This window comes from Corynebacterium sp. Marseille-Q2823, assembly GCF_903645345.1.
Classification (GTDB): Bacteria; Actinomycetota; Actinomycetes; order Mycobacteriales; family Mycobacteriaceae; genus Corynebacterium; species Corynebacterium hiratae.
In genome coordinates this window covers 64,337-86,852 of sequence record NZ_CAHJXS010000011.1, presented here as the reverse complement: position 1 = coordinate 86,852, position 22,516 = coordinate 64,337, and the positions used below count along the sequence as shown (strand labels likewise).

Below are 22,516 nucleotides of genomic sequence, written 5' to 3'. Positions count from 1 at the left end.
TCGCCCGCAACTCTTGCTGGTGGCGTCCTCCGCCTGGTAGTCACGTCCAATCGCTGGCACCTAGGCCACCTCGTATTCGCTGGTGCAAGTGTGAGCGTTTTCCTCTTCCCAGGCGACCACGTCCGAGACTCGGTACATGATTCGTCGGCCAAGTTTGAGAAATTTAGGCCCGGTGCCCTTGTAGCGACGGTTTGCCCATGCGCCAGGCGTGGTGCCGGGATAACGAGCAACCAAATCTTGAACGGTAAGCAAATCGTTCATCAGTCCTCCTAGATGATCAGAGAGCGCTTCACTTTTCTAGCGCTCACTCTCAATCAAACCACGCCCGTGAGCGCTTGGCAAATTAAGCGCGCACTATACGAAAAGGCGGTGTACTGGTGAAAAGCAGGAATGTGTGCCATACTTGACGGCATGATTAGTGACCCAACCACATCGTTGGTGCAGGTGGCCGGTCCCCTCTATGGCCCCTCCCGCGTCGTTATTGAAACTAAGGGGGGAGCCTTCCAGGAGGAAAGCCGTCGGGCCTTCACCGCCGCTCTAAAAGCTGGTGAAGAAGCTGAAATGCCCATATCTTATTATGGCCCCGCTTCACCCTACGAGTTCCGCGCCGTCCTCGAACCGCAGGGCGGGCGTTATGTCACCACCGCTTTGGAAGTCCGCCCGTTACCGGGGCGCGGACCGATTCAGCAGGCAGACCTCGTACACATTCCCCTTAGCGCTCTGAGTTCTTGGCTACGGACGTTTATCACCTACAAGGGTGAACCCTTCCCTGAACACGAATTGCCCAAGTGGTACGCCGAGATAAAGAATGACCCAGCGGGCAACTTGGAGCACCTGGGTACGGCTTACCGGTGGCTCCGCATTATCCAGCCCCCCGCTACCACCGCACTAGCAGAAGCTCTCGACCTGTCACCTGCCTCCGTCCGGCGCTGGCTCACGAAAGCGGTTGCAGCGGGCTACCTCACCGACGAAGAGCGAGTGCGCTAATGGCGTCTATCAGTCAATACGAGTTAACCAACGGCTCGAAGAAGTGGCAGGTCCAATACCGCACACCAGACCGTAAACTGACCCGGAAACGTGGCTTCAAGACCAAGCGCGACGCACAACGGTTCGCAGACCAACTTGAAGCTTCTAAGCTCGACGGTACGTTTATCCACCCTGCTGCTGGTCGAACCCCTGTTTCCGAGGTCTACCAGCTCTGGCTGCCAAGCCAGTCTGTACTGGCCCATCGAACTCAAGCTACGAACACATCTGCCTGGAACGTCCACGTTAAACCCCGCTGGGGGTCCTGGCCGGTCTCGCGTATCACCACACCCGAGGTCAGAAAGTGGGTGTCAGAACTCCAGGACCAGGGAAAGAAGCGAGACACTATCCAGCGAGCGCTCCATATTCTGCGCTCGGTGCTCGACACTGCCGTGGAGGGGCGGCTTATCCCCACCAACCCGGTAGTTAATGTGAAGGTTAAGAGGGACGTTGTTTCAGAACGCCAATTTCTCACCCCTGTGCAGGTCTCCCACTTAGCCGAAGCTATGCCTAAGGGGCAATATCAGACCTTGATTTACACGCTGGCTTATTGTGGACTCCGAATTTCCGAACTAGCAGCCCTGGACGTTGCGGACTGGCTCCCACATAACAATCGGCTAAGCGTTACGAAGGCAGTTAAAGGTCCCAGTATTATCGGCCCGACTAAGACCTACGAGACGCGCCAAGTTCCCGTACCCGAGTTCCTAGCCAAACAGCTCGGAGAACTAGTAGCCAGCCGTTCTAACAACGCCCCGTTATTCACGTCTCCAGGAGGAGCGCGACTGCAGACCAACAACTACCGGAAACGAGTGTTTATTCCTGGCCTAGAAAAGGCACAAGCCGAATACGGCTTGCCAGAGATTCGCCCCCACGCTCTACGCCACACTTGCGCCAGCATGGCAATTGCCTCTGGTGCGTCCGTAAAAGCTGTGCAACGCCTCCTGGGCCACGAAAGCGCAGCCGTGACGCTCGATGTTTACTCCGACCTGTTTCCCGATGCGCTCGACGATGTCGCCCAATCGCTTCAAGCTCTCTACGTATGTAGCCAAAATGTAGCCACAGAGAGCGAAGCGGCATAAAACTCAATAATCCCCCGTAACCATTTGCACTAGTCACGGGGGATTTTATGTGGAGCCGCCTGCGAGAATCGAACTCGCGACCTTCTCATTACGAGTGAGATGCTCTACCGACTGAGCTAAGGCGGCACGGTGCCGTGTGTATATGCACCGCGTGAGAGTTTAGCCTAGGCCGGGGCTGAGAAAGAAATCGGGCTGCTTGATGTGGGGTACGTGTAGCACATGCTGCAGGTTAGCGCGCACCGCAGGCCAGGCGCAGGCGGCCCACCATGCCGTCGAAAGCCACCTGCGGGGTGACGTTCTGCGGCAGCTGCTCGCGGCAGGTGCGGATGGCGGACTGGGCGGCCAGCAAGCCATCTTCGCTCACGCGCTGGGCAAGTTCACCGGCTAGGCCCGCGAAGTCCGGGTGGGTCATCTCCACCTCAGCGCCGACTTTCAGCATGAGCGCATCACGGTAAATACCGGCGAGATCCACCAAGGCGATGTCGAGGCCGTCGGCGATGCGTCGTTTAGCGCGCTTCTTGTGGAGCTCCTCCATATCCTTCAGGGCACTGCGGGCGTCGCGCTGCGCCTTCGTCGCGCCCTTGCCCTTGGCGCCAACGCCGAAGGATTGCTCAATCTTGGAGCGCTCCGCCTCCTCCGCCGCCGCGTGGGAATCCTTGGCTTCCTTCTCAATGAACTTCAGCAGCGCGGTAACGGATTGAAAGGCCTGGGAGCCGTGGAAGACATCCTCAGCCAGGTTGATGGCCATGGCGCGGCGCTTCTGCGCGGCGGGCTCGTTGACCAGGTGTCGCGCGCGGCCCACATGACGCAGGGTGGTCACGGCGGCCAGGCGCGCGTCATCTTCACTAGCCCCCTCGGCGACGAGCTGCTTGACCACACCCTCCACACTCGGCGCCGGTATATACAGGTGACGGCAGCGCGAGCGCAGCGTGACCGAGAAGTCCTCCGGATCCTCCGAGGGCGCCACCATGATGATGACGGTGCGCTCCGGGGGCTCCTCCACGGTTTTGAGCAACGCGTTGGCGGCCTCGTTGCGCAGGCGGTCGGCCTTGTTGAAGATGACCACGCGCCACGGCGCCACACTCGGCAGGCTGGCCGCGCGCCCAATGACCTCGCGGGCCTCGCCGACCGTAATGAACTGCTCCTGCGGGTCCACGTAGACCAAGTCGGTGTGCTCCTGCTTAGCCAAGACGCTCTGGCAGGAGGGACAGCGCCCGCATCCGGGGTTGCCGTTCTCGTCGGCAGACGTGCACATGAGCGCCGCGGCGAAACACTGCGCCGCCAGCGAGCGCCCGGCACCGGGAGGACCGGTAAAGAGCCAGGAATGGCTCATCGCCCGCGGGTCACCTTCGCCCCGTGCCGCGCGGGCAGCACTGAGGATGGTGTGGGCGACGGAGGGGGCGTCGGCAAGCCTTTCTGCAACGCTTGATGTATTCACTCGCCCTAGCCTACTGGGATAACTAAAGTGAGTAACCATGAATAGACTGATGCGTGGCGCCCGCTGGTTATGGGGTACTCAATGGCCGATGTACGCCGCGCTCGTCCTTGGCTCCAACATCATCGGTGCCATTGCGATCATGACCTTCGTGGTCTTCTTTCTCCCCATGCCGGAGATCTCCGACTTCATCGCCCACACGCCCCACCTGTGGACCTACGGCACGCTGTTCGTGACCTTTGCGGTCATCATCGGCATAGCGGTAACACTTCGGTTGTTCAGGCCGGTGTTGGACTGGCAGCGCAGCCCCGATGACCATGATCCCAACATGGTGCGCAACCTGGTCCTGCGCATCCCGCTCTACCAGGCCGGTGTGGCCGCGGGCGTGTGGCTGCTGGGTATCATCTTGGCGGTGGTGTTGGCGGGCCAGCACTCGGCGCGGCTGGCCGTCGTAGTCGGTGTTTCTGCTGCATTGGCCGGCGGCCTCATCGTGCTGTTGACGTACTTGCAGGCGGAGCGCCTCGTACGCCCCGTGGCTGCGGAGGCCGTGGCCCGGCGTTTCGAGGATTCCACCTTGGAGCCGCCGATTAAGTACCGGCTGCTTTCCACCTGGATGATGACCTCCGGCATCCCGCTCATCGGCATCATCTTGGTGCACCTGGGCCAGAAGATGGGGATGTTCACCGCCGATACCGCCGATATCATCCCTGCCATCATCGCACTGAGCATCACGGCGCTGGGTACGGGGCTTATCGGCACCATGTTCGCTATGATGAGTGTGGTGGATCCGATCCTGGAGCTGCAGGACGCCATCAACCGCGTGCGCCGCGGCGAGAACGACGTCCAAGTGGACATCTACGACGGCTCCGAGCTCGGTGTTCTCCAGGCCGGTTTCAACGAGATGATGCGCGGCCTGCGTGAGCGCCAGCGCGTGCGCGATATCTTCGGCCGCTATGTCGGCACTGAGGTGGCACAGCGCGCCCTGGAGGAACGCCCGGAGCTGGGCGGTGAGGACCGCAAGGTGGCAGTGCTGTTTATCGACGTCATCGGCTCCACCACCTTCGCCGTCAACCACACCCCGGAGGAGGTCGTGGAGGAGCTCAACAAGTTCTTCGAGCACGTCGTTGAGGTGGTGCACCGCAACAAGGGCATCATCAACAAGTTCCAGGGTGACGCCGCCCTGGCTGTCTTCGGTGCCCCGCTGACGGTCTACGACGCTAATTCCATGGCCCTGCAGGCCGCTCGCGAGCTGCGCCAGGAACTGCGCGGGCTGCGGCTGCAGGCAGGCATCGGCGTGGCCGCGGGCCACGTGGTGGCTGGCCACATTGGTGGTGCGGATCGCTTTGAGTACACCGTCATTGGTGACGCCGTCAATGAGGCCGCACGTCTTACTGAGCTGGCCAAGGACACCCCGGGCCAGGTGCTCACCAACTCTGCCACGCTGCGCGGCGCTAACGAGGCTGAGCAAGCGCGCTGGACGCTGATGAAGTCTATCGAGCTGCGCGGGCGTCGCCGCATGACGCAGCTGGCCCGCCCGATTCGCCCGACCTTGGCGGAGCGTGCCCTCGGATAAATAAGTCTTTGTGATTCTGGTAGCTTCGGGGCCATGCTCCAACAGCCATATCAGCCCCATCCGCCACGTCAGAATTCGAGTCCTCGCCTCCTCGTCCCCGATGTCGCCCGCGGCATGGCCCTGCTGGGCATTGCGCTGGCTAACATCACCACCGCGTGGATCATGAACGACGGCGATGGCCCCGATGCTTATTTCGGCGGCGTGGAAACACTCGCGGACAAAATCTACGTGGTCTTTGCCGCCATGTTCATCCACGTGCGCGGCCTGCCGATGTTCTCCACGCTTCTCGGTTTTGGCGTAGGACTTATCGCGATGAGCTTGTGGCGGCGAGGTTTCCCGCTTCGCCGCGCGCGGGCGGTGATTGCGAAACGCTATGGGTTCTTGGCTCTGTTCGGAGCACTTCACTGCCTTTTCCTGTTTATGGGCGACATCATGATGCTGTATGGAGCCATAGGCATACTCCTCGCGCTGCTGCTCCCTGTGACCGACAAAACCCTCATGCGCGTGGCCTATGCACTCTTCGGACTCCAAGTACTCGCCGGCATTGGCATTGGCGTGGCCGCAGTATTCATCGACACCTCAAATTTCAACATCGGCGGTGTCCCTTCACCAGAAAGCTACTTGGGGCTCGTGGGCGAGCAAGCTCTTGCGCTCCTCGCCCACGCTGTGTCCTTCCCCTTTACCGGTGTCATCGCCCTGCCGCTCATGCTCGTGGGCTTCGTGTGGGCACGCCGCGGCACCCTGGGCGGGGGTCATCGGCGTGAGCTATGGGCATGGACCCTGGTGACCTTAGCGATCATCCTTTTCCTCGGGCTGCCCTGGGGCTTGTCGACGATTGGGGTGCTGGACTCAGCACTGGCGGAACCCCTTAACGCGGCGAATAGCTTCATCGGCATGCTCACCGGACCGGGCATCGTGGCGGCGGCCACGCTCGCTTTGGAGCCGTTCCAGCGCCGTGGCGCGCGGCCGTGGTTCCTGTGGCCACTGATTGCGCTGGGCAAGCGTTCCATGACCGGCTATGTGCTGCAGTCCGTGTTCTTCCTGGCGCTGGTCTACCCCTTCACGCTCAACATTGGACCGGAGTTCAGCGCGGCAGGGCAAGGCGCACTAGCGGCCGGCGTGTGGCTGGCCACGCTTCTCATCGCCTGCGCGCTCGAGGCCGCAGGCAAGCCTGGGCCCTTCGAGTGGGTGCACCGCCGCTTGTCCTACGGAAAGACAATGCGCCCTGAATTAGGTGCGACGTCTAACCCCGTCCCTTCCGCGCCAGCCCATCCACCAGCAGCACCAGGCCTACCGTCTGCGCCGCCGACTGCGCAGCATCCAAGGCCCGGCCACGCAGGCCCGCAACCTGGCGCTGCTCAGCCGGGTTCAGGACCGTCAGCGCCTCAGAGGCCAGAAGCAAGTTAGCGCCGTGGCTCAGCCCCTGTGTGGCTTGGTCGGCACGGAGCTTCTCATCACCGGCTAGCGCGGAGAGCGCGGCCGCCGGAATTCCGGCAACAGCCGTGGCGGGGCGCTCGCTGCGAGTCCGAGCTAGCGCGATGCCAGCTGCCCACGCCCCGGCGCGCAGGCCCCAGCCCAGCGCATCGTTGCGTGCACCGCGCAGCGCCCACGCGAAGGAGGCGTACTGAACGCTGATACACGTCACGCCGAACGTCGTTGGTGCACCGCGCTTGGCGGCTTGGCCAAGCGAAGCAGCGATGAGCCCCACGCGGGTCTCCGGTGCGCAGTCCGGTCGCAGGGCCAACAGTACGGGTACAGCGGCCGTCGTGGCCACACCGAGCGTGCGCCACTTATACAGGCGTGACCAGACTGCAGTCTCCCCCGCGGCAAGCGCGCCGAGGGTGACGTGATCGCGGCCAGTAAAGGTCGGGCCCACCGCGCGCAGGAGGGCCTCGGTGCCCTCCTGGGTGCGGGCCACCATGTCGCGGGCGAAGCTCTCGAACGTGAGCATGACCTATCTACTTCCTGCGCGAGCCGGCCTTGACCACGTTCTTGGTACCCGGCGAAGGTTTCTTCGTGGCCTTCTTGCTCGACTTTTTCGTAGCCTTCTTCGTCGATTTTTTAGTCGACTTCTTAGTGCTCTTCTTCGTCGACTTCTTCGCCCCACCGTTCGCGGCATCCTTAGCACGGCGCTCGGAGAGGAGCTCGTTCGCGCGGGCGTCGGTAAGCTGCTCGGGATCGTCACCGCGGCGCAGCGAGGCATTCGTGGTGCCGTCGGTGACGTACGGGCCAAAGCGGCCGTCCTTGACCGTCATCGGCTTGCCGGAGACGTCGTTGTCACCCAGCTGCTTAATCGGCGGCTGCGCGGCCGCACGGCCGCGGCGCTTCGGCTCCGCGTAGATGCGGCGCGCCTCATCCAGCGTGATGGAGAAGATCTGCTCTTCCTTGGCCAAGGAACGGGAATCCTTGCCCTTCTTTAGGTACGGGCCATAGCGGCCATTCTGCGCGGTGATGACCTCACCGTCCGAGGGGTCCACGCCCACCTCACGCGGCAGGCTCAGCAGCTTGAGCGCCTCCTCCAGCGTGACGCTGGCCGGCTCCATCGAGGCAAAGAGCGAAGCCGTGCCCGGCTTCAGCTTCTCCTCGACATACTCAGCAATGCGCTTTTCCTTCTGCTTCGCCGCGGTCTTGGTCTCCCAGTTCTTGGCGCGCTTGCCCTCGGCGGCGCGCTGGGCGTCCTCCGCGGCGCGCTCCTCCTTGACGATCTCCTCGGCTTCGGCCTCGGCCTTCTCGCGCTCGTCGTCACGCACCTGCTCGGTCACGTACGGCCCGAAGCGGCCCTCCTTGGCCACGATGGTGCGTCCGTTCTCCGGGTTCTGACCCAGCTCGCGGCCACCCTGCGGGGTGGCAAAGAGCTTCTCCGCCAAAGCCTCGTTGAGCTCATCTGGGGTGACAGTTTCGGAGAGGTTAGCGCGCTGGTACTCCACCGTGCCATCCTCGTTGGTACCCACGGCGCGCTCAATATACGGCCCGTAACGGCCCACACGCACGAAGACATCGCGCCCCTCAGCGTCGGTGTAAAGACGCAGCGAGTTAACCTGGCGGGCATCGATAGCCTCCAGGTTGATGTCCACCAAGGACTTCAGGCCGCCGTGGCGGGCAATGGATGCGGCCTTCCGCTCGCCGGCCTCCGTATTGCCGAAATAGAAGTTATTCAGCCAGTCCGTACCGTTCTCCGAACCGGCCGCAATGGCATCGAGTTCGTCCTCCATGGAGGAGGTGAAGTCATAGTCCACCAGCTCGGTGAAGTTATTTTCCAGCAGGCCCACCACCGCGAAGGCAACCCACGAAGGTACCAGCGCGTTGCCGCGGGAGAGCACGTAGCCGCGGTCCTGGATGGTCTTGATGATGGAGGCGTACGTCGACGGGCGCCCGATGCCCAGGTCTTCCATCTTCTTAACCAAGCTGGCCTCGGTGTAGCGCGCCGGCGGGTTGGTGGAGTGGCCGTCGGCAGTAACCGCGGACGTTGTCAGCGTGTCGCCCTCGTTGAGGTGCGGCAGGCGCGACTCTTCCTTCGACCCCTTCGCCGCCACGTCCTCGTAGGCCTTGAGGAAGCCCGGGAAGGTAATCGTGCGGCCGGTGGCGGAGAAGTCGGCGTCGTGGCCGCCGGCGTTGACGGTCGCAGTCACCTTCATCGAGGTTCCCTTGGCATCGGCCATCTGGGAGGCGACGGTGCGCTTCCAAATCAGCTCGTAGAGCTTGTACTCCTCGGCGTCGAGCTGCCCGGCCAGCTGGCCCGGGGTGGCAAAACGCTCACCGGCGGGACGGATGGCCTCGTGGGCCTCCTGGGAGTTCTTCACCTTACGGTCGTAAGTGCGCGGCCCGTCGGCCACAAACTCGGCGCCGAAAATGGACGTCGCCGCCTCACGTGCCGCGTCCAGGCCCTGCTTGGACAGGGAGGTCGAGTCGGTACGCATATAGGTAATGTGACCGTTCTCGTAGAGGCGCTGCGCAATGCGCATCGTGCGCTCCGAGGTGTAGTGCAGGCGCCGACCCGCCTCCTGCTGCAGGGTCGAGGTCATAAACGGCGCGGAAGGCTTGCGCGAATAGGGCTTGTGCTCAACGCTGGCCACGGTCATGGTGGAGCCCTCCAGCGCGCTGGCCAGCTCCTCCGCCTGGGCCTGCTTGACGACGACCACCTCGTCGCTCTTCAGCTGACCCCTATCGTTGAAGTCGCGGCCCGCGGCCACGCGCTTGCCGTCGAGGGCGCTCAGGCGCGCGTCGAAGTCCGGCGTGGACGTCAGCGTTGCCGTGAGATCCCAGTACTCGGCGGGGATGAACGCCATGCGCTCGCGCTCGCGCTCGACGATGACGCGGGTGGCCACGGACTGCACGCGGCCAGCCGATAGCCGCGGCATGACCTTCTTCCACAGCACCGGGGAAACCTCGTAGCCGTAGAGGCGGTCCAGGATGCGGCGGGTTTCCTGGGCGTCGATGAGGTTTTCATCGAGCTCACGGGTGTTTTCCGCGGCCTCCAGGATGGCGGACTTGGTGATCTCGTTGAAGACCATGCGGCGCACCGGCACCTTGGGCTTGAGTACTTCCAGCAGGTGCCAGGCAATGGCCTCGCCCTCGCGGTCGGGGTCTGTTGCGAGGTAGAGCTGATCGCACTGCTTCAGCTTGGCCTTGAGGTCAGCGACCTTCTTCTTCTTGTCCTGGCTGATGACGTAGAGCGGGGTGAAGTTATCCTCCGGGTTCACACCGAGGCGCGCCCAGGATTCCTTCTTATATTTGGCGGGGACGTCGGCAGCGCCGCGGGGAAGGTCCCGGATGTGGCCGACGGAGGCCTCAACAATGTACTTATCGCCGAGGTAAGGCTGAATCTTCTTCGCCTTGGTTGCTGACTCGACGATGACCAGGGTCTTCCCCGGGCCGGTAGCTTCTGCCACTTCGACTTCATCCCTTCCGATGGCTAGTCCTCTGCTGGGCAATTGCCCCTAGAGTACACAGATAGAGGTTCACTCTAGTTATTCAGGCCAGTACACGTCCACACAACAGGGGGTCTATACTGGCCGTCCGAGGATTCGCCTCACAGTACACAACCGGGAGACAGCGTGATTGCGTCTATTACTGCATGGTTCGAGGTCATCATGGCCACACAGTGGATTTATCCGCTGGTGGGCTCGCTGATTTTCCTCGACTGCTTCTTCCCCGTTTTGCCTTCAGAGGTTCCCCTCAACATGGTGGGCGCCTGGTCTGGTTCCCAAGGATTCCCCCACCTCCCCACCATGTTTTTCGTCGCCATGGTTGCCGCCATTTTGGGGGATAACTTGTGCTTCCTCCTAGGAACCCGGCTCATTGCCCTTATTAATAGAGCCCAAAAGGGCACGAAGGCTTATGACGCCTTGACGTGGGTCAAGCGCAACATTCGACGCAGTGGCGGCGCAGCCATCATCATTGCGCGTTTCATCCCCTCGGCCCGGCTCTTCATGACGATTCTGCTGGGTTCCATGCGCTACCCGTGGGTACTGTTTTTCTTCTTCGACACCATCGGCGTCCTGCTGTGGGTGGCACAGGCTCTAGCCATTGGTTATCTCGGCGGCGTGGCCTTCTCCGGCTCGCCGGCAATAGCCATGCTCATTTCCATCATCGCCGCCGTCATCATCGGCTACGGCCTGCAGAAGGGACAGAATAAGCTGCTGGAGTGGTGGGATACCCGACGCGGCTATGCCGAATCCCCCTAAACCACCTCGACGTTGGTGGCCTGCTGGCCTTTAGCGTCTTCCCCAATCTCAAAGGAGACGCGCTGGTTATCTTCGAGGGTGCGGAAGCCGGTTCCTTGGATTTCGGTGTAGTGCACGAAGATGTCGCCGGAGCCGTCCTCCTGCTCAATGAAGCCGTAGCCTTTTTCGGCGTTGAAGAACTTGACGGTACCGTATGCCATGATGAGTTGTCCTTTGCGGAAATAAAGTAGTGCAAACTAGTGCACTAGTGTGCCACGTTTGGACACCTGCAGCAGATTAGTGGAGGCAAGCGTGAGTGAGAACCCTCTGGGTGAGGAGCTCGTCGAGCACCTCGTTGAGCGTTTCCCCGAGTCCGAGCTAACACACTCCACTACCCTGCCCGCCCAGCCAGCGAGCTATGCCGAGTGGCCAGAGTGGGTCCTGCCGGAGTTGCGGGCGGCGTTGGAGGAGCAAGGCGTCGCCAAGCTCTATGCCCACCAGGTCGCCGTGGCACAGGCCGCGTGGGAGGGGCGCGACGTGGTGGTCTCCACCGGCACGAGTTCCGGAAAGTCCCTGGGCTACCGTTTGCCCATCCTGTCCCGCCTGGCGCAGGACCCGACCGCGTGCGCGCTCTACATCACGCCAACGAAGGCGCTGGGTTCGGACCAGCTGCGCACGGTGCTCGAGCTCACGCAGGGCATCGCTGCGCTTCACGACGTCCACCCCGCCCCCTACGACGGTGATACCCCCACCGAAGCGCGCGCCGGCATCCGCGATCAGGCGCGGTTCATCTTTTCCAACCCGGACATGATTCATTCTTCTCTGCTGGGCGCACACCAGCGGTGGGCGCGGGTGCTGCGGCACTTGAAGTTCATCGTGATTGATGAGGCGCACGCCTACCGCGGGGTTTTCGGGGCGAACGTGGCGCTCGTGGTGCGGCGTTTGCTGCGGCTGTGCGCGCACTATGGCTCGCGGCCGGTGGTGATTGCGGCTTCGGCGACCATGCGGGATCCCGCCCGGCATGCTGCACGGCTGACGGGGCGCGAGTTTCTCCCCGTAACCGAGGATGGCGCGCCGACGGGTGCGCGGACGGTAGCACTGTGGGAGCCGGGCTTTATGGAGGGCATCGAAGGGCAGAACGGTGCTCCTGTGCGCCGCGCCGCCACGACGGAGGCTGCCTGGATGATGGCCGCACTGGTGGCGCAGGGCGCGCGGACCTTGACCTTTGTGCGCTCGCGGCGCGCGGCAGAGACCACCGCGCTGCGGGCAGCAGAAGAGCTCTCCGGGAGGCTGGGCCGGCCGGATTTTGCGCGCCGGATTGCCGCCTACCGCGCGGGATATCTGGCCGAGGACCGCCGCGCGCTGGAGCAGGCGCTGGACGATGGCTCCCTGCTCGGCGTGGCCACCACCTCGGCTTTGGAGCTGGGCATCGACGTCGGCGGGTTGGATGCCGTGGTCACTGCTGGGTTCCCGGGTACGGTTGCTAGCTTCTGGCAGCAGGCCGGGCGCGCGGGCCGCCGTGGTCAGGGTTCGCTGGTGGTCCTGGTGGCCCGCGATGAACCGATGGACACCTACCTGGTTCACCACCCGGAAGCGCTTTTAGGCCGGCCGGTGGAGGCCAGCGTGTTCAACCCCGCTAACCCGTATATCCTGGGCGGGCACGTCTACTGCGCAGCGGTAGAGAAGCCGTTGTCTGATGCCGACGTGGCCGCCTTCCACGCCGAAGACGTGGTTCATGACCTAGCCCAGCAAGGCTTGCTGCGCCGACGCCCGCAGGGCTGGTTTGCCGCTCCCCTGCCCGCTGGCTCCAGTGAGCTCACCCCGGAGACCGCGCACACGGCCGTCTCGCTGCGCGGTGGGTCGGGCGAGGAAGTCATGATTGTGGATGCTTCCGACGGCCGGTTCCTGGGCACCATCGATTCCGCACGCGCGGTGAGCCAGGTACATCCCGGCGCGGTGTACCTGCACCGCGGTGAAAGCTTTGTCATCGAGGAACTGCACCTAGGCGACGCCGATGACACAGCACCGCCGAGCCAGGCGTAGCCCTCGCCGTACCGAAGACGCCGGACTACACCACGCAGCCGAAGTCCACGACGGACATCCGGATCCTGAGCGAGGCCGATGACCTGGTGAACGCCCCGGCCTGTGGGCAGCCTGAGGTCGAAGTCACGATAAGGTCACCAGCTACCAAGTGCGGCTTCCGATGGCTCCGTGGGCGAGGATATCCCCCTTGACCTGCCGGAGCAGCGCCTGGTGACCCGGGCGGTGGCCTACACCATCGATCCGCTGGCACTCGCAGCGATGGGAGTCACCGCCGGGCGCACGCCCGGCACCCTCCATGCGGCCGAACACGCCGCCATTGGGCTGCTGCCGCTCATTGCCACCTGCGACCGCTGGGATATTGGCGGCGTGTCCACCGCACAGCACGCCGATACGGGCTTGCCCACGGTCTTCGTCTACGACGGCCACCCCGGCGGCGCCGGCTTCGCCGAGGAAGGCTTCCGGCGTTTCCCCGAGTGGATCGAAGCCACCTTCAACGCCGTGCGCTCCTGCCCTTGCGAGTCCGGGTGTCCGTCGTGCGTGCAGTCCCCCAAGTGCGGCAACGGCAATAACCCTCTGGACAAGGCTGGCGCTGTGGCGCTGCTTGGCGCGCTGGTGACCATGACCTCTTAGACCGGACCGGCACGGGCGATGGCGCTGCGCCCGCGCAGCCGGGCAGTCCCCTCCACGTCGCGTCCCTCGACGACGCAGGAGCCGAGTTCCGCACCATTGAGCGCGGCAATCTCTGTGGCTTTCGTGCAGGCGTCCCTGCCCTTGGCCGCCTCCCACGCCCCCGATACCGCAGCGAGGTCCGCCGCCACCTGCGCTTCGTGCCGCGCCACAACGAGTGAGGCAATGGCCGCGACCGCCAACAACAAAGAAGCTACCGCGGCGATGATCCCGGCGGCAACGACGGTGGCATAGCCCTCCTCCCCCGCCAGGATCCTTCCCCAGCTGCGCTGATGACGACTCATGGCTGCGCCCCCGCGGCCCCACCGGCTGCCATCTCCGCGGGAAACACCGCCTGCGCACGCATGGTTCCCAGAGGTGCGGGCACGGCGGCCTCAGCGGTCATGAGGCCGGAGCCTTCGCTCACGGTGACCGCCACTCCCTCGCGGTGAAAGTCCACGCCGATGGCAGCGGAACGAGCTGCAGCGCCCGCGGCATCAACGGCAGCGAGGTGGGCCGACAACGTGGCGATGCCACCCACGATTCCCGCCGCAACGATGACGAGTGCGGACAGCGACAGAGCCGCCTCGATGGTGACGGAGCCGGCGTCATCCAGCGCGCGCATTAGCCCGGGGTGTTAGACAGCGCGTCGGTGATGATGGACGTAATGGCGCTGGTTACTTCACCGCCATTGACCACGGCATAGAGCACTGCGGCGAGGGCTGCTGCCGCGAGCGAACCCATGGCGTACTCAATCGTGGACATACCATCATCATTAGCTAATAGTGACTGGTAGTTTACCTTTTTCTGCATGATATACCTAGCTTTCTTTTCCTGTGCTTGTGTCGGTTGTGCGTTCTGAAAATGGTTGATTGTTCTGCCTTAGAAGAGTTGCTGGCCCAAGCTGATAAGGACAGGTATCAACCCAAGGACCAGGAAGGCGGGAAGGAAACACACCGCCAGCGGTGCTGCGATGAACACGCCAGCGCGCTCCGCCCGCGCGGTAGCTTGCGCCGCGGCTTCGGCACGCAGCTGCGCCACCAACCGGTGGCACCCAGTTGCCATGGCTGCGCCCGATTCACCAGACAGCTGCGTAAGCCGCACCAGTTCTTCCAAATGCGGCTGGCTGGCCAACGCCGACCACGCAGTGTTCATGGGAACCCCTACCCCAATGAGTGCTGCCGCCTCCGACCACTGCGACGAGGCTTCGGCGACGGCCACCACGGCGCTTCGCGTGGAGAGTCCGGCCTCCAGGCATGCGGCGAAGAGCTCTAGGTCGCTGGCGGCATCGAGCGGACTATAGTCCGCAGAAGGACCATCGCGCGGCGTCTTCGGGCGCGGCGTGCGCGAGCCCGACTGGGCTATCCGCCCAGCTGGTGCGGAAGCGGTAACAGCGAGTGCCGCGGCCATTAATGCAGTGGAGATATAGGTCAAGACCATCACTGCGCCGCCTTCCGCAGAATGAGGCGCGACCAGGCACAGCCGGCGCAGACGAGTGCCACGCCGACGTCGAGACGCACGCCCCCTACGCCACCGCCCAACAAGAACCCAGGGAATCCGCGCCCGTCGCCCCCCCCATGCGGATGCCCGCCTCCGGCAGGCACGCCAGGACCATCGCGGTGGCCTGCGGACCCTGCAAGGAGGCGGCGGTCTCACCGGCATGGCGCCGCGCGGTATCCAGCTGGCTTTGGGCCTGCTCAATGAGGTTCGCCAGCGCCACACCATGGCGCCCAGACAGGGTGAGCAGCGCAGCAAAACGCTTCACCTCCGGTGCCGTGAGGGCCACCGCGGGTGAGCCCCCTTGCACCGCGAGTCCCGCCGCTGTACTCAACGCGTCACGGAGACTCTCCGGGGTGGAGTCAGGAAGGGCATCTGCACCCCGACGCAGCGCGCCCGCCGTTGTCGAGCCCGCCCGCAGCTCAGCGGCAATAGAACCAAAATAGGAGGCGAGTGCCTCCGCGCCATGACGCTCGCGCCGGGCTGCTGCCAGATCATTGGCAAACCACAGCGCACAAGCCACAATGCAGCCCACCGCCACCACAACAGTGGGCCTGCCGAAGAAGACACAGCACCCGACCCCGAGAAACACCGCCGCAGGCGCCAGCGAACGCGACTTCGGCGATTCCAACCGCGCCACCGAAGCAGGCTGCGAGAACAAACACGCCGCTGCAAGGAACAGCCACATCATGGTTCCACCCCCAGCCGCGAGCACAGCTGCGCAAACCCGGGAAGCGGACCCTCTTCGGCCGTCCACACCAGCTGAGGTGTAACCGGGTTTCCCTCCAACACGCCGAGATGCGCGAGACGCCGCCCCTGTGGCGTGCGCTCCATCCCGAGGACCACGTGCACGGCGGCCGCTAGCTGCGAGTGCAGTGCTACACGGTCGAGCCCGCCGAGAGCTGCGAGGGCCTCCATGCGGGCGGGCACTTCGTCAACAGAGTTAGCGTGCACGGTGCCCGCGCCACCATCGTGTCCTGTGTTGAGTGCAGCCAACAACTCCACCACTTCCGCGCCGCGGATCTCACCGACCACGATGCGGTCTGGGCGCATGCGCAGCGCTTGGCGCAGCAGGAGCGACATGGAAATCTCGCCGCGTCCTTCTGCATTGGCCCGGCGCGATACCAAGGTCACCACGTGCGGGTGATTCGGGGAAAGCTCCGGGGTGTCCTCGATGATGAGCAAGCGCTCGGTGACGGGCACGCACCCCAACAAGGCAGCGAGCAACGTCGTCTTGCCGGAGCCCGTCCCTCCCGTAACCAGGAAGGATGCCCGGCGCTCAACCACGGCGCGCAGGACGTGCTCCAGGCTGGAATCAATGCTGCCATTGGCTATTAACTCCTCCAGGCTGGTTTGCGCCTGGCGCAACACACGAAGGCTGATGCAGGTTCCGCTTGCTGAAGGAGGCGCAAGCAACGCGTGAAGTCGGATCCTCGTGCCATCGGGGCGGGTCAAACGTCCATCGGCAAAAGGTTGCGCATCATCCAGCCGCACGCCCGCCACCGCCGCCAGCCGGGTGGCCAGCTGGCGCACCTCGGCGTCGTCGGCAAAGCCGATATCGCGCGGCTGCAGGCCCTGCCCGCAATCGACGAAACAGGAATCGGGACCATTGACAACAACATCGGTCAGCCCCGGCAGCGATAGGACCGGTTCCAATAATCCTAAGCCCACGGAATCGTGGCGCAAGCGTTGCAGAAGGTCGAGTACATCGACATCGCTGATGACTCCGGCTTCCTGCCGAATGCGTCGAGCCAAGGCAGGTGCATCGTGGGCCAGCTGCGGCTCGGCGGCCACGATGGTGCGCATGGTATCGATCAGGTTCATGCCACGGCCTCCCACATCTGGCGCGCGGCACGCGTAAGGGCTCGGGGCAGCTGGCGCGGCAGCCCACTGGTTTCCACCGTGCGGGTCAGACCACGGATCGTCGGCAACTCAGCGATGGGGTCTGCATGAGTCACCGTGGCGATGTCGCTGGTGTCCAGACCCGCCCACTGGCGGTTGCGCACGACGACGGAGCATTCCTGCGGCCGGGCGCGAAGTTCTGCTACCAGCTGCGCGCAGGCGGCGGCCGCACGTACCTCAGCGGCGGTCAGCACCACCACGTGATCCGCCGCATCGGGGATATCCCACGGCGGGCAGTCCACCACCACGGTCCCCGGGTATAAACACGCAGCTTGCATAATGGCCGCGCGCCGGGCACTACTCATTTGAACCACCTCTGCGCTGGCGGACCGCGCAGCTGAGAGCACGGCGATGCCATCTGCGGTGGTGGGCAAAGCACGGACAAGGTCTGCTGCATCAACCGAACCGGTCCCTGCAGCAAGATCCGGCCACCGCGCCCCAGGCTTGTTCTCAATGCCGGTGAGCAAGTCGAGGCCGCCGGAATACGGGCTCGCATCAACGAGGAGATCCGCGCCTGCCTCGCGGGCCAGCGCCACCGCCACGGTCGAGGTACCTAAGCCCCCAGCGGAGCCGGTCACCGCCAGGGTTAAACCTGTGGACACGGTGGTCTCAGGAGTAGCGTCCGCAGCTAATGCGCCCAGGAGCTCTTTTGATTGGGCTGGAACGATGAAGGCGGCAGTCGCGCGGCAGCAGAGTGCGGCTTCATAATCGATCGGCCCCGGATCCAAGGCCAGGAAATACACCCGCGGATGCCCCGCCACGAGCCGGGCCGTCAGTGCATCGGCCAAGACGGCATCCGCCTTGGGCAAGTGCCGGGAGAAGTCCCGCGGGTCCTCCACGGTGCTTATTTCCGCAGTACTGGCGGCGGCTGCGGATGCTGCCTCGGCTCGCAGCGTGGAATCCCCAACAGCGATAACTAGGTGAAACGTGCTCATGCCTGAAGCATGCGCGAGCACCCCAACCGCGCGCTAGGACTTCCTCACCACCTGTGAATAACTTCGCCATTATGGCGTCTTTTGCCCCTGTTTTGCTGACGTTTAAACAAAATTACCGGGGCTCAAGTACCGAAAATTCACAGGGAACCCGTGTTTCCACGACCACTAGAACCCGCCCTTAAGGATCAAAAGCAAATACCCCCGAGCCACGCTCGAGGGTATCGCAATAAGTGCGGTAAAGAATAGCTTGGTTAGCCATAAGACTCGGGTAGTGAATCTGGGACTCGGCCCGAGGGGCGCTTGCTTTTAGCCTGCGGCTATGGCGTTCAGCGCCTCACTTAAGAGTATCGTTGGCGCTTCAATTCTGTCAATGACCTCTCATGGCTTGTCTCAATTTTCAAAAGTGGTGTACGACAGTCACCAAAATGACTCTCCCCTAATGCAGCCGCAATGCCCCTCGAAAGCCGGGCCTTCGGCGAACGATCTTCCAAGAAAGCCTCCAACCCCACGGCTTCGATCTTTTTTCGCGCATGGAAAACCGAACTAGCTAGCAGATCCGCCACCTGTAGGGCCGGACAAGTCCGAGAATCCAGACTAACTGCCGTTGCAAACCGCTTATTTCCAAAACGATTGTTGAGAGAGTTCACTAGAGTGTCTCCGTAGGAAACCCCAACTGGGACATCAATGTGGTCAAGCATCACCACCCCAACTTCACGGCGAGTAACCAGCCCCCGCAACAGCCGATCTGTCGCAAACAAATGCCCCTGCCACTGTTCCCGACTACTCCACGGATCAAAATGCCGCTTGTCCAAAACAAAAGCACCGAACGAGCACCCCGCGCTTATAGCTGTTTGAAAAATATCGAGCAAAATCGGCCCAGAGCGCTTAGTAACTTTCGAAAACTTAACCTCGTCAGCCTTTGTGAAATTGTTTTGTTCACGACATGCCTTAATCTCCCGCGAGAGGAAATCAGGATCCTTCGTGCGCACAGCCGCAACAACGAAATGCTTCCCTAAAGTACCTTTACTTCCAGCTTCATCGACAAAGTAGACGGCACTTTCTACAGTCAGCGGCAAACTCACCTGAGGAGGAACGGAACCTCCTTGGCGAGCGGAAGAACTTGCTTGATAGCTTGTCACAGCTGAGATTATATCGCCGCACATGGACATTAAATACGGCTTAAGTTAAAGGCTACAACGAACCCGGTATGCGAAAAAGGTGATGGCCCGCGCCTCGGGGGGGGTGTGCGCGGGCCATCGGTAACCCGGCATCGGGGGGGTGCGCCGGGGCAGGCCGCACTGTATATCGGGGCCTTGCACATCACATTATGACATGCGAGGGAACAGATGACAACAGCGAGCGACAACATTCCTTGAGATCCCTAACACCGTGCCGACGCACTCCCGGTTCTGCCTGCTAAGAGGCTACGATGAGCAGGGTAACTCGCACAATGACGGCAGGCCTTCCTCGATGACCGGTACCCCTTTTCCCACTGACGGCGCCACCCGCGCGGCCGCGTTCTTCGACTTGGACAAAACGATCATTGCCACATCCTCGGCCTATGCCTTCGGCCGCGAGTTCATGCACAACGGCCTCATCAGCCACGCCGAGGCCCTCCAGCTGTCCTTAGCCAAAGCAAGTTACATGCTGGCTGGACACAGCAGTGAACACATGGACACCACCCGCGATCAGCTCGCCGCCATGGCCGCCGGCTGGTCCGTCAAGGAAGTCCACGACATCGCGGTAGAGACCATGCACACCGTGGTCACCCCCGCCATTTATGCGGAGGCACGCGCGCTTATCGACGCCCACCGCGCCGCCGGCCACGAGGTGGTGATCATCTCGGCGTCGGCAAGCGTGCTGGTCGAGCCCATCGCACAGGAACTGGGCATCGAACACGTTGTGGCCACCGAGCTCGCCGAGGAAGACGGCCGCTTCACCGGGGAGATCCTGTTTTATTGCAAAGGCGCCGCAAAAGCCGAAGCCTTGGCACGCATTGCTCAGGAGCTCAACGTCGACCCCGACGCATCCTTTGCCTACTCCGATTCCGCCACAGACATCCCGATGCTGGAGCAGGTTGGCCACCCCGTTGCCGTGAACCCGGACCGCCTGTTAAAGAAGCACGCCATCGCCCACGACTGGGAAATCCGCACGTTTAAGCATCCCGTTCCGCTCTTCACCGCGCCCAGCGCCCGCGAGTTCGGTATTGGCTCGGCGGTCGTGGTCGGCATCGCTGCCCTCGTGGTCGGTGGTGTTTTCTTTGCGCGGCAGCAGCTGCGAGATTAGGCCGCTTGCGCGATGCCGTCGGCTTCGCGGGCACCGGCCTCCCAGGCGTCGAGAAGCAGCGTAATGAGCACCGCCGGATCCTTGTCGTAGGCATCCAGTGCCGCGCGGTAGTCCGCGCGATGACGGTTGAGGTAGGTCTCGGGCACGGCGAATCCCCGCGGATCGAAGCCGGAATGGATGGCGGCGGTGCGCGCGGCGACGAGCGCCACGGCGGTGCTGCGCGCACCGAACAATGAGCGCGCAGCAATCTCCGCGTGCAGCACCACCGGCAACAAACGGTCGAAATCCACGCCGGCCCCGCGCGTGATGAGCTGTGCCAACGCCTGCGCCACCGCTGGGTCCTGATCGGGATGACCCGCACCGCCCGCCGCGACATCGATACTGGCCAAGACCTGCAGCGGTGCCCGCGCGAAGGTGCGCACCGTCGCCGCCTGCTTCTCCGGAGCGAGCAAAGAATAGGCACTGACCGCGGGCGGGATACCGTCAGCCTCGAGCGGCGCGCCGTCGATCGCCGCGGCCGCCCGCGCACCGCGCAACAGCGACTCGGAAGAAATAACGTCAAACTTGCGCAAGCCCGCGGGACGGCGGTGTACGCGCGCAATCGCTGCGGCAGCGGAACCGGCTTTGTCCTCCACCCCAGAAAGGGCCATCAGCGGGGTCAGCGGGTCAGAATGCGGCATACCCATTACAATAACGCCGTACCCACTTTGCGGGCCGCACCACATGAACTCTGGAAAGTTCATTACTATGGCCGATATAGATTGCGACAAAACAGTAGGAGTTTTTAACCGTGAGCAACGACGGACTATTCACTGACGGGTCCAACAAGTTCGCCCCGAAGGTAGACAGCATTCCCTTGAGCGATGCGGATACCTCCCGCCGTGGCGAAGCATCCATCGGCCAGCTCGTATCCAACGCCACCGAGCAGATGTCCCAGCTGGTTCGCTCTGAGGTTGAGCTAGCCAAGACCGAGCTCGCTGCTTCTGCCAAGAAGGGCGGCATCGGCGCGGGCATGTTCGGTGTGGCCGGCACCGTGGCTCTGTATAGCTCCTTCTTCTTTTTCTTCTTCCTGGCGGAGCTGCTGGCCGTATGGCTCGACCGCTGGGCTGCCTTCCTGATTGTCTTCCTCATTATGGTCGTCTTGGCCGCCGTCGTGGCCTTCATCGGTTTCAAGCAGGTCAAGCAGGTCAAGGCCCCGGAGAAGACCATCCAGTCCACGAAGGAACTCAAGAAGCTGGTTCCGGGTAAGGCTGAGAAGTCCATCGAGCGTGGTCTCTACACCTAAACCTTTAAGGCCCTTTTCAATCTCCCGCCCCGAGCACATGCGTTCGGGGCGGATTTCTTCTGTGCACCCTTCCCACGAAAGGCCCGCCCCTATGAATCCCCTACCGCCCTCCGTAGTGGAGCTTGACGGCCCCTTTGAGCACGAGTTCCTGCACACGCGCGGCATCCGCCTGCACGCCGTCACCGCCGGCAACCCGGATGACCCGCTGGTGCTTTACTCCATGGTTCTTTCGGCGGGTGGTTCGACTTCCGGAATGTCATTGCCCCGCTTGCCGACGCCGGCTTCCACGTCGCCGCCTCGACATGCGCGGCTTTGGCATGTCTGACAAACCGCCGCTCGAACCCGGCCAGGATATCCGCGTGGCGGTTGGCGATGTCAGCGGTGCCATCCGCGCATTAGGCCACGATGATGCCTACCTGGTTGGCGCGGATACCGGTGGTGCGGTGGCCTGGGCGCTGGCTACCGAGCGGCCCGAGCGGGTACGCGGGCTGGTTTCTGTTTCGGCAGCACACCCAACCGATTTGCGCCGCGCCATCGCCGCACGCCCCTGGGATTTCGGGTGGGTTCTCCTACGCGCGGCGTTGTGCCGCCTGGGAAAGATCGGCGCCCCCAGCCTCCTACTGCGGGAAGATACCTATCACCGGGAGATGGATCTCGATGCTCTCGGATCCTTCAGCGGCGCCGAGCGCGCGGAGGCCCTGCGCTTGCGCGTGGCCTCCTCACGTATTGGAAACGTCCGCCGCGGAATCATCTGGAACCACCGACTGCGCACCGCCGTGGTTCCGCTGAGTTGGCTCGAGCTCAGCGTGCAGTGTCCGACGCTGTTCATTCATGCCGATCAGATGTTGTGGCGGCCGGTAGCCCGGCGCGCGGCGCGACGCTGCCGTGGGGGCTTTACCGCCACCACCACCCCCGGCGCCAAGAACCTCCCCTACCTTGAGAACCCTCACGGTTTTACCCAGACCATCACTCAGTGGCTGCGAGATAGGTAACATTCACTCCCCCTTCGTGTCCCACCCCTCTCAGGGGGATGGGACTTTTTTCATTCTCCAACAAAACCGCAGGTCAGGAACAAATACCTACCGATCTATAGCTTTCATTGCAGGACATATTTTTCGATTCCTTGTAT

General features: G+C 63.1%; 20 protein-coding genes, 1 tRNA gene and 2 pseudogenes. 9 read left to right on the top strand and 14 right to left on the bottom strand.

Annotated elements, in window-relative coordinates; translation table 11 throughout:
• Positions 1–60 precede the first annotated feature (60 nt).
• Positions 61–261 (bottom strand): helix-turn-helix transcriptional regulator, encoded by a 201-nt coding sequence (locus HWX44_RS11785; protein ID WP_175974812.1) that lies wholly within the window; start codon positions 259–261, stop codon positions 61–63.
• 150 nt (positions 262–411) lie between these two features.
• Here HWX44_RS11785 and HWX44_RS11780 point away from each other — a divergent pair, with 150 nt between their 5' ends.
• Together HWX44_RS11780 and HWX44_RS11775 are read left to right on the top strand one after the other, a co-directional pair.
• Entirely contained in the window at positions 412–987 is a 576-nt protein-coding gene (locus HWX44_RS11780; RefSeq protein WP_175974810.1) for a hypothetical protein, read from the top strand.
• A complete protein-coding gene (locus HWX44_RS11775) occupies positions 987–2,102 on the top strand; it encodes a tyrosine-type recombinase/integrase (RefSeq protein WP_175974808.1) in 1,116 nt (371 codons plus the stop codon). The genes HWX44_RS11780 and HWX44_RS11775 overlap by 1 nt, the downstream gene beginning before the upstream one ends.
• Before the next feature lie 50 nt (positions 2,103–2,152).
• On the opposite strand, the gene HWX44_RS11770 is transcribed toward HWX44_RS11775, so the two are convergent.
• Positions 2,153–2,228 (bottom strand) — tRNA-Thr (locus tag HWX44_RS11770).
• Positions 2,229–2,331: 103 nt separating this feature from the next.
• Complete coding sequence (locus HWX44_RS11765; RefSeq protein ID WP_175974806.1) at positions 2,332–3,579, bottom strand: DNA polymerase III subunit delta'; 1,248 nt, start codon at positions 3,577–3,579, stop codon at positions 2,332–2,334.
• On the opposite strand from HWX44_RS11765, the gene HWX44_RS11760 reads away from it, so the two are divergent.
• Both HWX44_RS11760 and HWX44_RS11755 read left to right on the top strand, forming a co-directional pair.
• Positions 3,578–5,110, top strand: a complete 1,533-nt coding sequence (locus HWX44_RS11760) for an adenylate/guanylate cyclase domain-containing protein (protein WP_175974804.1) — start codon at positions 3,578–3,580, stop codon at positions 5,108–5,110. The two genes, HWX44_RS11765 and HWX44_RS11760, sit on opposite strands and share 2 nt — an antisense overlap.
• A gap of 33 nt (positions 5,111–5,143) precedes the next feature.
• A complete protein-coding gene (locus HWX44_RS11755) occupies positions 5,144–6,517 on the top strand; it encodes a DUF418 domain-containing protein (RefSeq protein WP_175974802.1) in 1,374 nt (457 codons plus the stop codon).
• 551 nt (positions 6,518–7,068) lie between these two features.
• On the opposite strand, the gene topA is transcribed toward HWX44_RS11755, so the two are convergent.
• Complete coding sequence (gene topA, locus HWX44_RS11750; protein ID WP_175974800.1) at positions 7,069–9,999, bottom strand: type I DNA topoisomerase; 2,931 nt, start codon at positions 9,997–9,999, stop codon at positions 7,069–7,071.
• A gap of 201 nt (positions 10,000–10,200) precedes the next feature.
• On the opposite strand from topA, the gene HWX44_RS11745 reads away from it, so the two are divergent.
• On the top strand, positions 10,201–10,794 hold the full coding sequence (locus HWX44_RS11745; protein ID WP_158397573.1) for a DedA family protein: 594 nt from the start codon (positions 10,201–10,203) through the stop codon (positions 10,792–10,794).
• Here HWX44_RS11745 and HWX44_RS11740 read toward each other — a convergent pair.
• The gene (locus HWX44_RS11740; RefSeq protein ID WP_010189920.1) at positions 10,791–10,994 is read right to left on the bottom strand and encodes a cold-shock protein; all 204 of its coding nucleotides are present in this window, start codon (positions 10,992–10,994) and stop codon (positions 10,791–10,793) included. The two genes, HWX44_RS11745 and HWX44_RS11740, sit on opposite strands and share 4 nt — an antisense overlap.
• A 91-nt stretch (positions 10,995–11,085) precedes the next feature.
• On the opposite strand from HWX44_RS11740, the pseudogene HWX44_RS11735 reads away from it, so the two are divergent.
• A pseudogene (locus HWX44_RS11735) lies at positions 11,086–13,446 on the top strand (DEAD/DEAH box helicase).
• Here HWX44_RS11735 and HWX44_RS11730 read toward each other — a convergent pair.
• From HWX44_RS11730 to HWX44_RS11695, 8 genes are all read right to left on the bottom strand, one after another.
• Positions 13,443–13,787 (bottom strand): Rv3654c family TadE-like protein, encoded by a 345-nt coding sequence (locus HWX44_RS11730; protein ID WP_175974798.1) that lies wholly within the window; start codon positions 13,785–13,787, stop codon positions 13,443–13,445. The pseudogene HWX44_RS11735 and the gene HWX44_RS11730 sit on opposite strands and share 4 nt — an antisense overlap.
• Positions 13,784–14,107, bottom strand: a complete 324-nt coding sequence (locus tag HWX44_RS11725; protein WP_175974796.1) for a hypothetical protein — start codon at positions 14,105–14,107, stop codon at positions 13,784–13,786. Before HWX44_RS11725 ends, HWX44_RS11730 begins: the two co-directional genes overlap by 4 nt.
• On the bottom strand, positions 14,107–14,295 hold the full coding sequence (locus HWX44_RS11720; RefSeq protein ID WP_010189925.1) for a DUF4244 domain-containing protein: 189 nt from the start codon (positions 14,293–14,295) through the stop codon (positions 14,107–14,109). The genes HWX44_RS11725 and HWX44_RS11720 overlap by 1 nt, the downstream gene beginning before the upstream one ends.
• A gap of 69 nt (positions 14,296–14,364) precedes the next feature.
• Entirely contained in the window at positions 14,365–14,892 is a 528-nt protein-coding gene (locus tag HWX44_RS11715) for a type II secretion system F family protein (RefSeq protein WP_444843291.1), read from the bottom strand.
• 115 nt (positions 14,893–15,007) lie between these two features.
• Complete coding sequence (locus HWX44_RS11710; RefSeq protein WP_254868229.1) at positions 15,008–15,670, bottom strand: type II secretion system F family protein; 663 nt, start codon at positions 15,668–15,670, stop codon at positions 15,008–15,010.
• A complete protein-coding gene (locus tag HWX44_RS11705) occupies positions 15,667–16,803 on the bottom strand; it encodes a TadA family conjugal transfer-associated ATPase (RefSeq protein WP_175974791.1) in 1,137 nt (378 codons plus the stop codon). The genes HWX44_RS11710 and HWX44_RS11705 overlap by 4 nt, the downstream gene beginning before the upstream one ends.
• Positions 16,800–17,816 carry a septum site-determining protein Ssd gene (ssd, locus tag HWX44_RS11700; RefSeq protein WP_175974789.1) on the bottom strand — a complete coding sequence of 339 codons (1,017 nt, stop codon included), beginning with the start codon at positions 17,814–17,816 and terminating at the stop codon, positions 16,800–16,802. The genes HWX44_RS11705 and ssd overlap by 4 nt, the downstream gene beginning before the upstream one ends.
• A 338-nt stretch (positions 17,817–18,154) precedes the next feature.
• On the bottom strand, positions 18,155–18,955 hold the full coding sequence (locus tag HWX44_RS11695) for a DUF3800 domain-containing protein (RefSeq protein ID WP_175974787.1): 801 nt from the start codon (positions 18,953–18,955) through the stop codon (positions 18,155–18,157).
• Between the two features lie 331 nt (positions 18,956–19,286).
• On the opposite strand from HWX44_RS11695, the gene HWX44_RS11690 reads away from it, so the two are divergent.
• On the top strand, positions 19,287–20,102 hold the full coding sequence (locus HWX44_RS11690) for an HAD family hydrolase (protein WP_049157872.1): 816 nt from the start codon (positions 19,287–19,289) through the stop codon (positions 20,100–20,102).
• Here the strand turns inward: HWX44_RS11690 and HWX44_RS11685 are convergent.
• Positions 20,099–20,788: an oxidoreductase gene (locus tag HWX44_RS11685; RefSeq protein WP_053089113.1), complete on the bottom strand. Its 690-nt coding sequence runs from the start codon at positions 20,786–20,788 to the stop codon at positions 20,099–20,101. The two genes, HWX44_RS11690 and HWX44_RS11685, sit on opposite strands and share 4 nt — an antisense overlap.
• A gap of 104 nt (positions 20,789–20,892) precedes the next feature.
• On the opposite strand from HWX44_RS11685, the gene HWX44_RS11680 reads away from it, so the two are divergent.
• Together HWX44_RS11680 and HWX44_RS11675 are read left to right on the top strand one after the other, a co-directional pair.
• Positions 20,893–21,387, top strand: coding sequence for a phage holin family protein (locus HWX44_RS11680; protein ID WP_046647879.1), 495 nt, complete (start codon positions 20,893–20,895; stop codon positions 21,385–21,387).
• Between the two features lie 91 nt (positions 21,388–21,478).
• Positions 21,479–22,379 (top strand): annotated as a pseudogene (locus HWX44_RS11675) (alpha/beta fold hydrolase).
• The last annotated feature ends 137 nt before the right edge of the window (positions 22,380–22,516 follow it).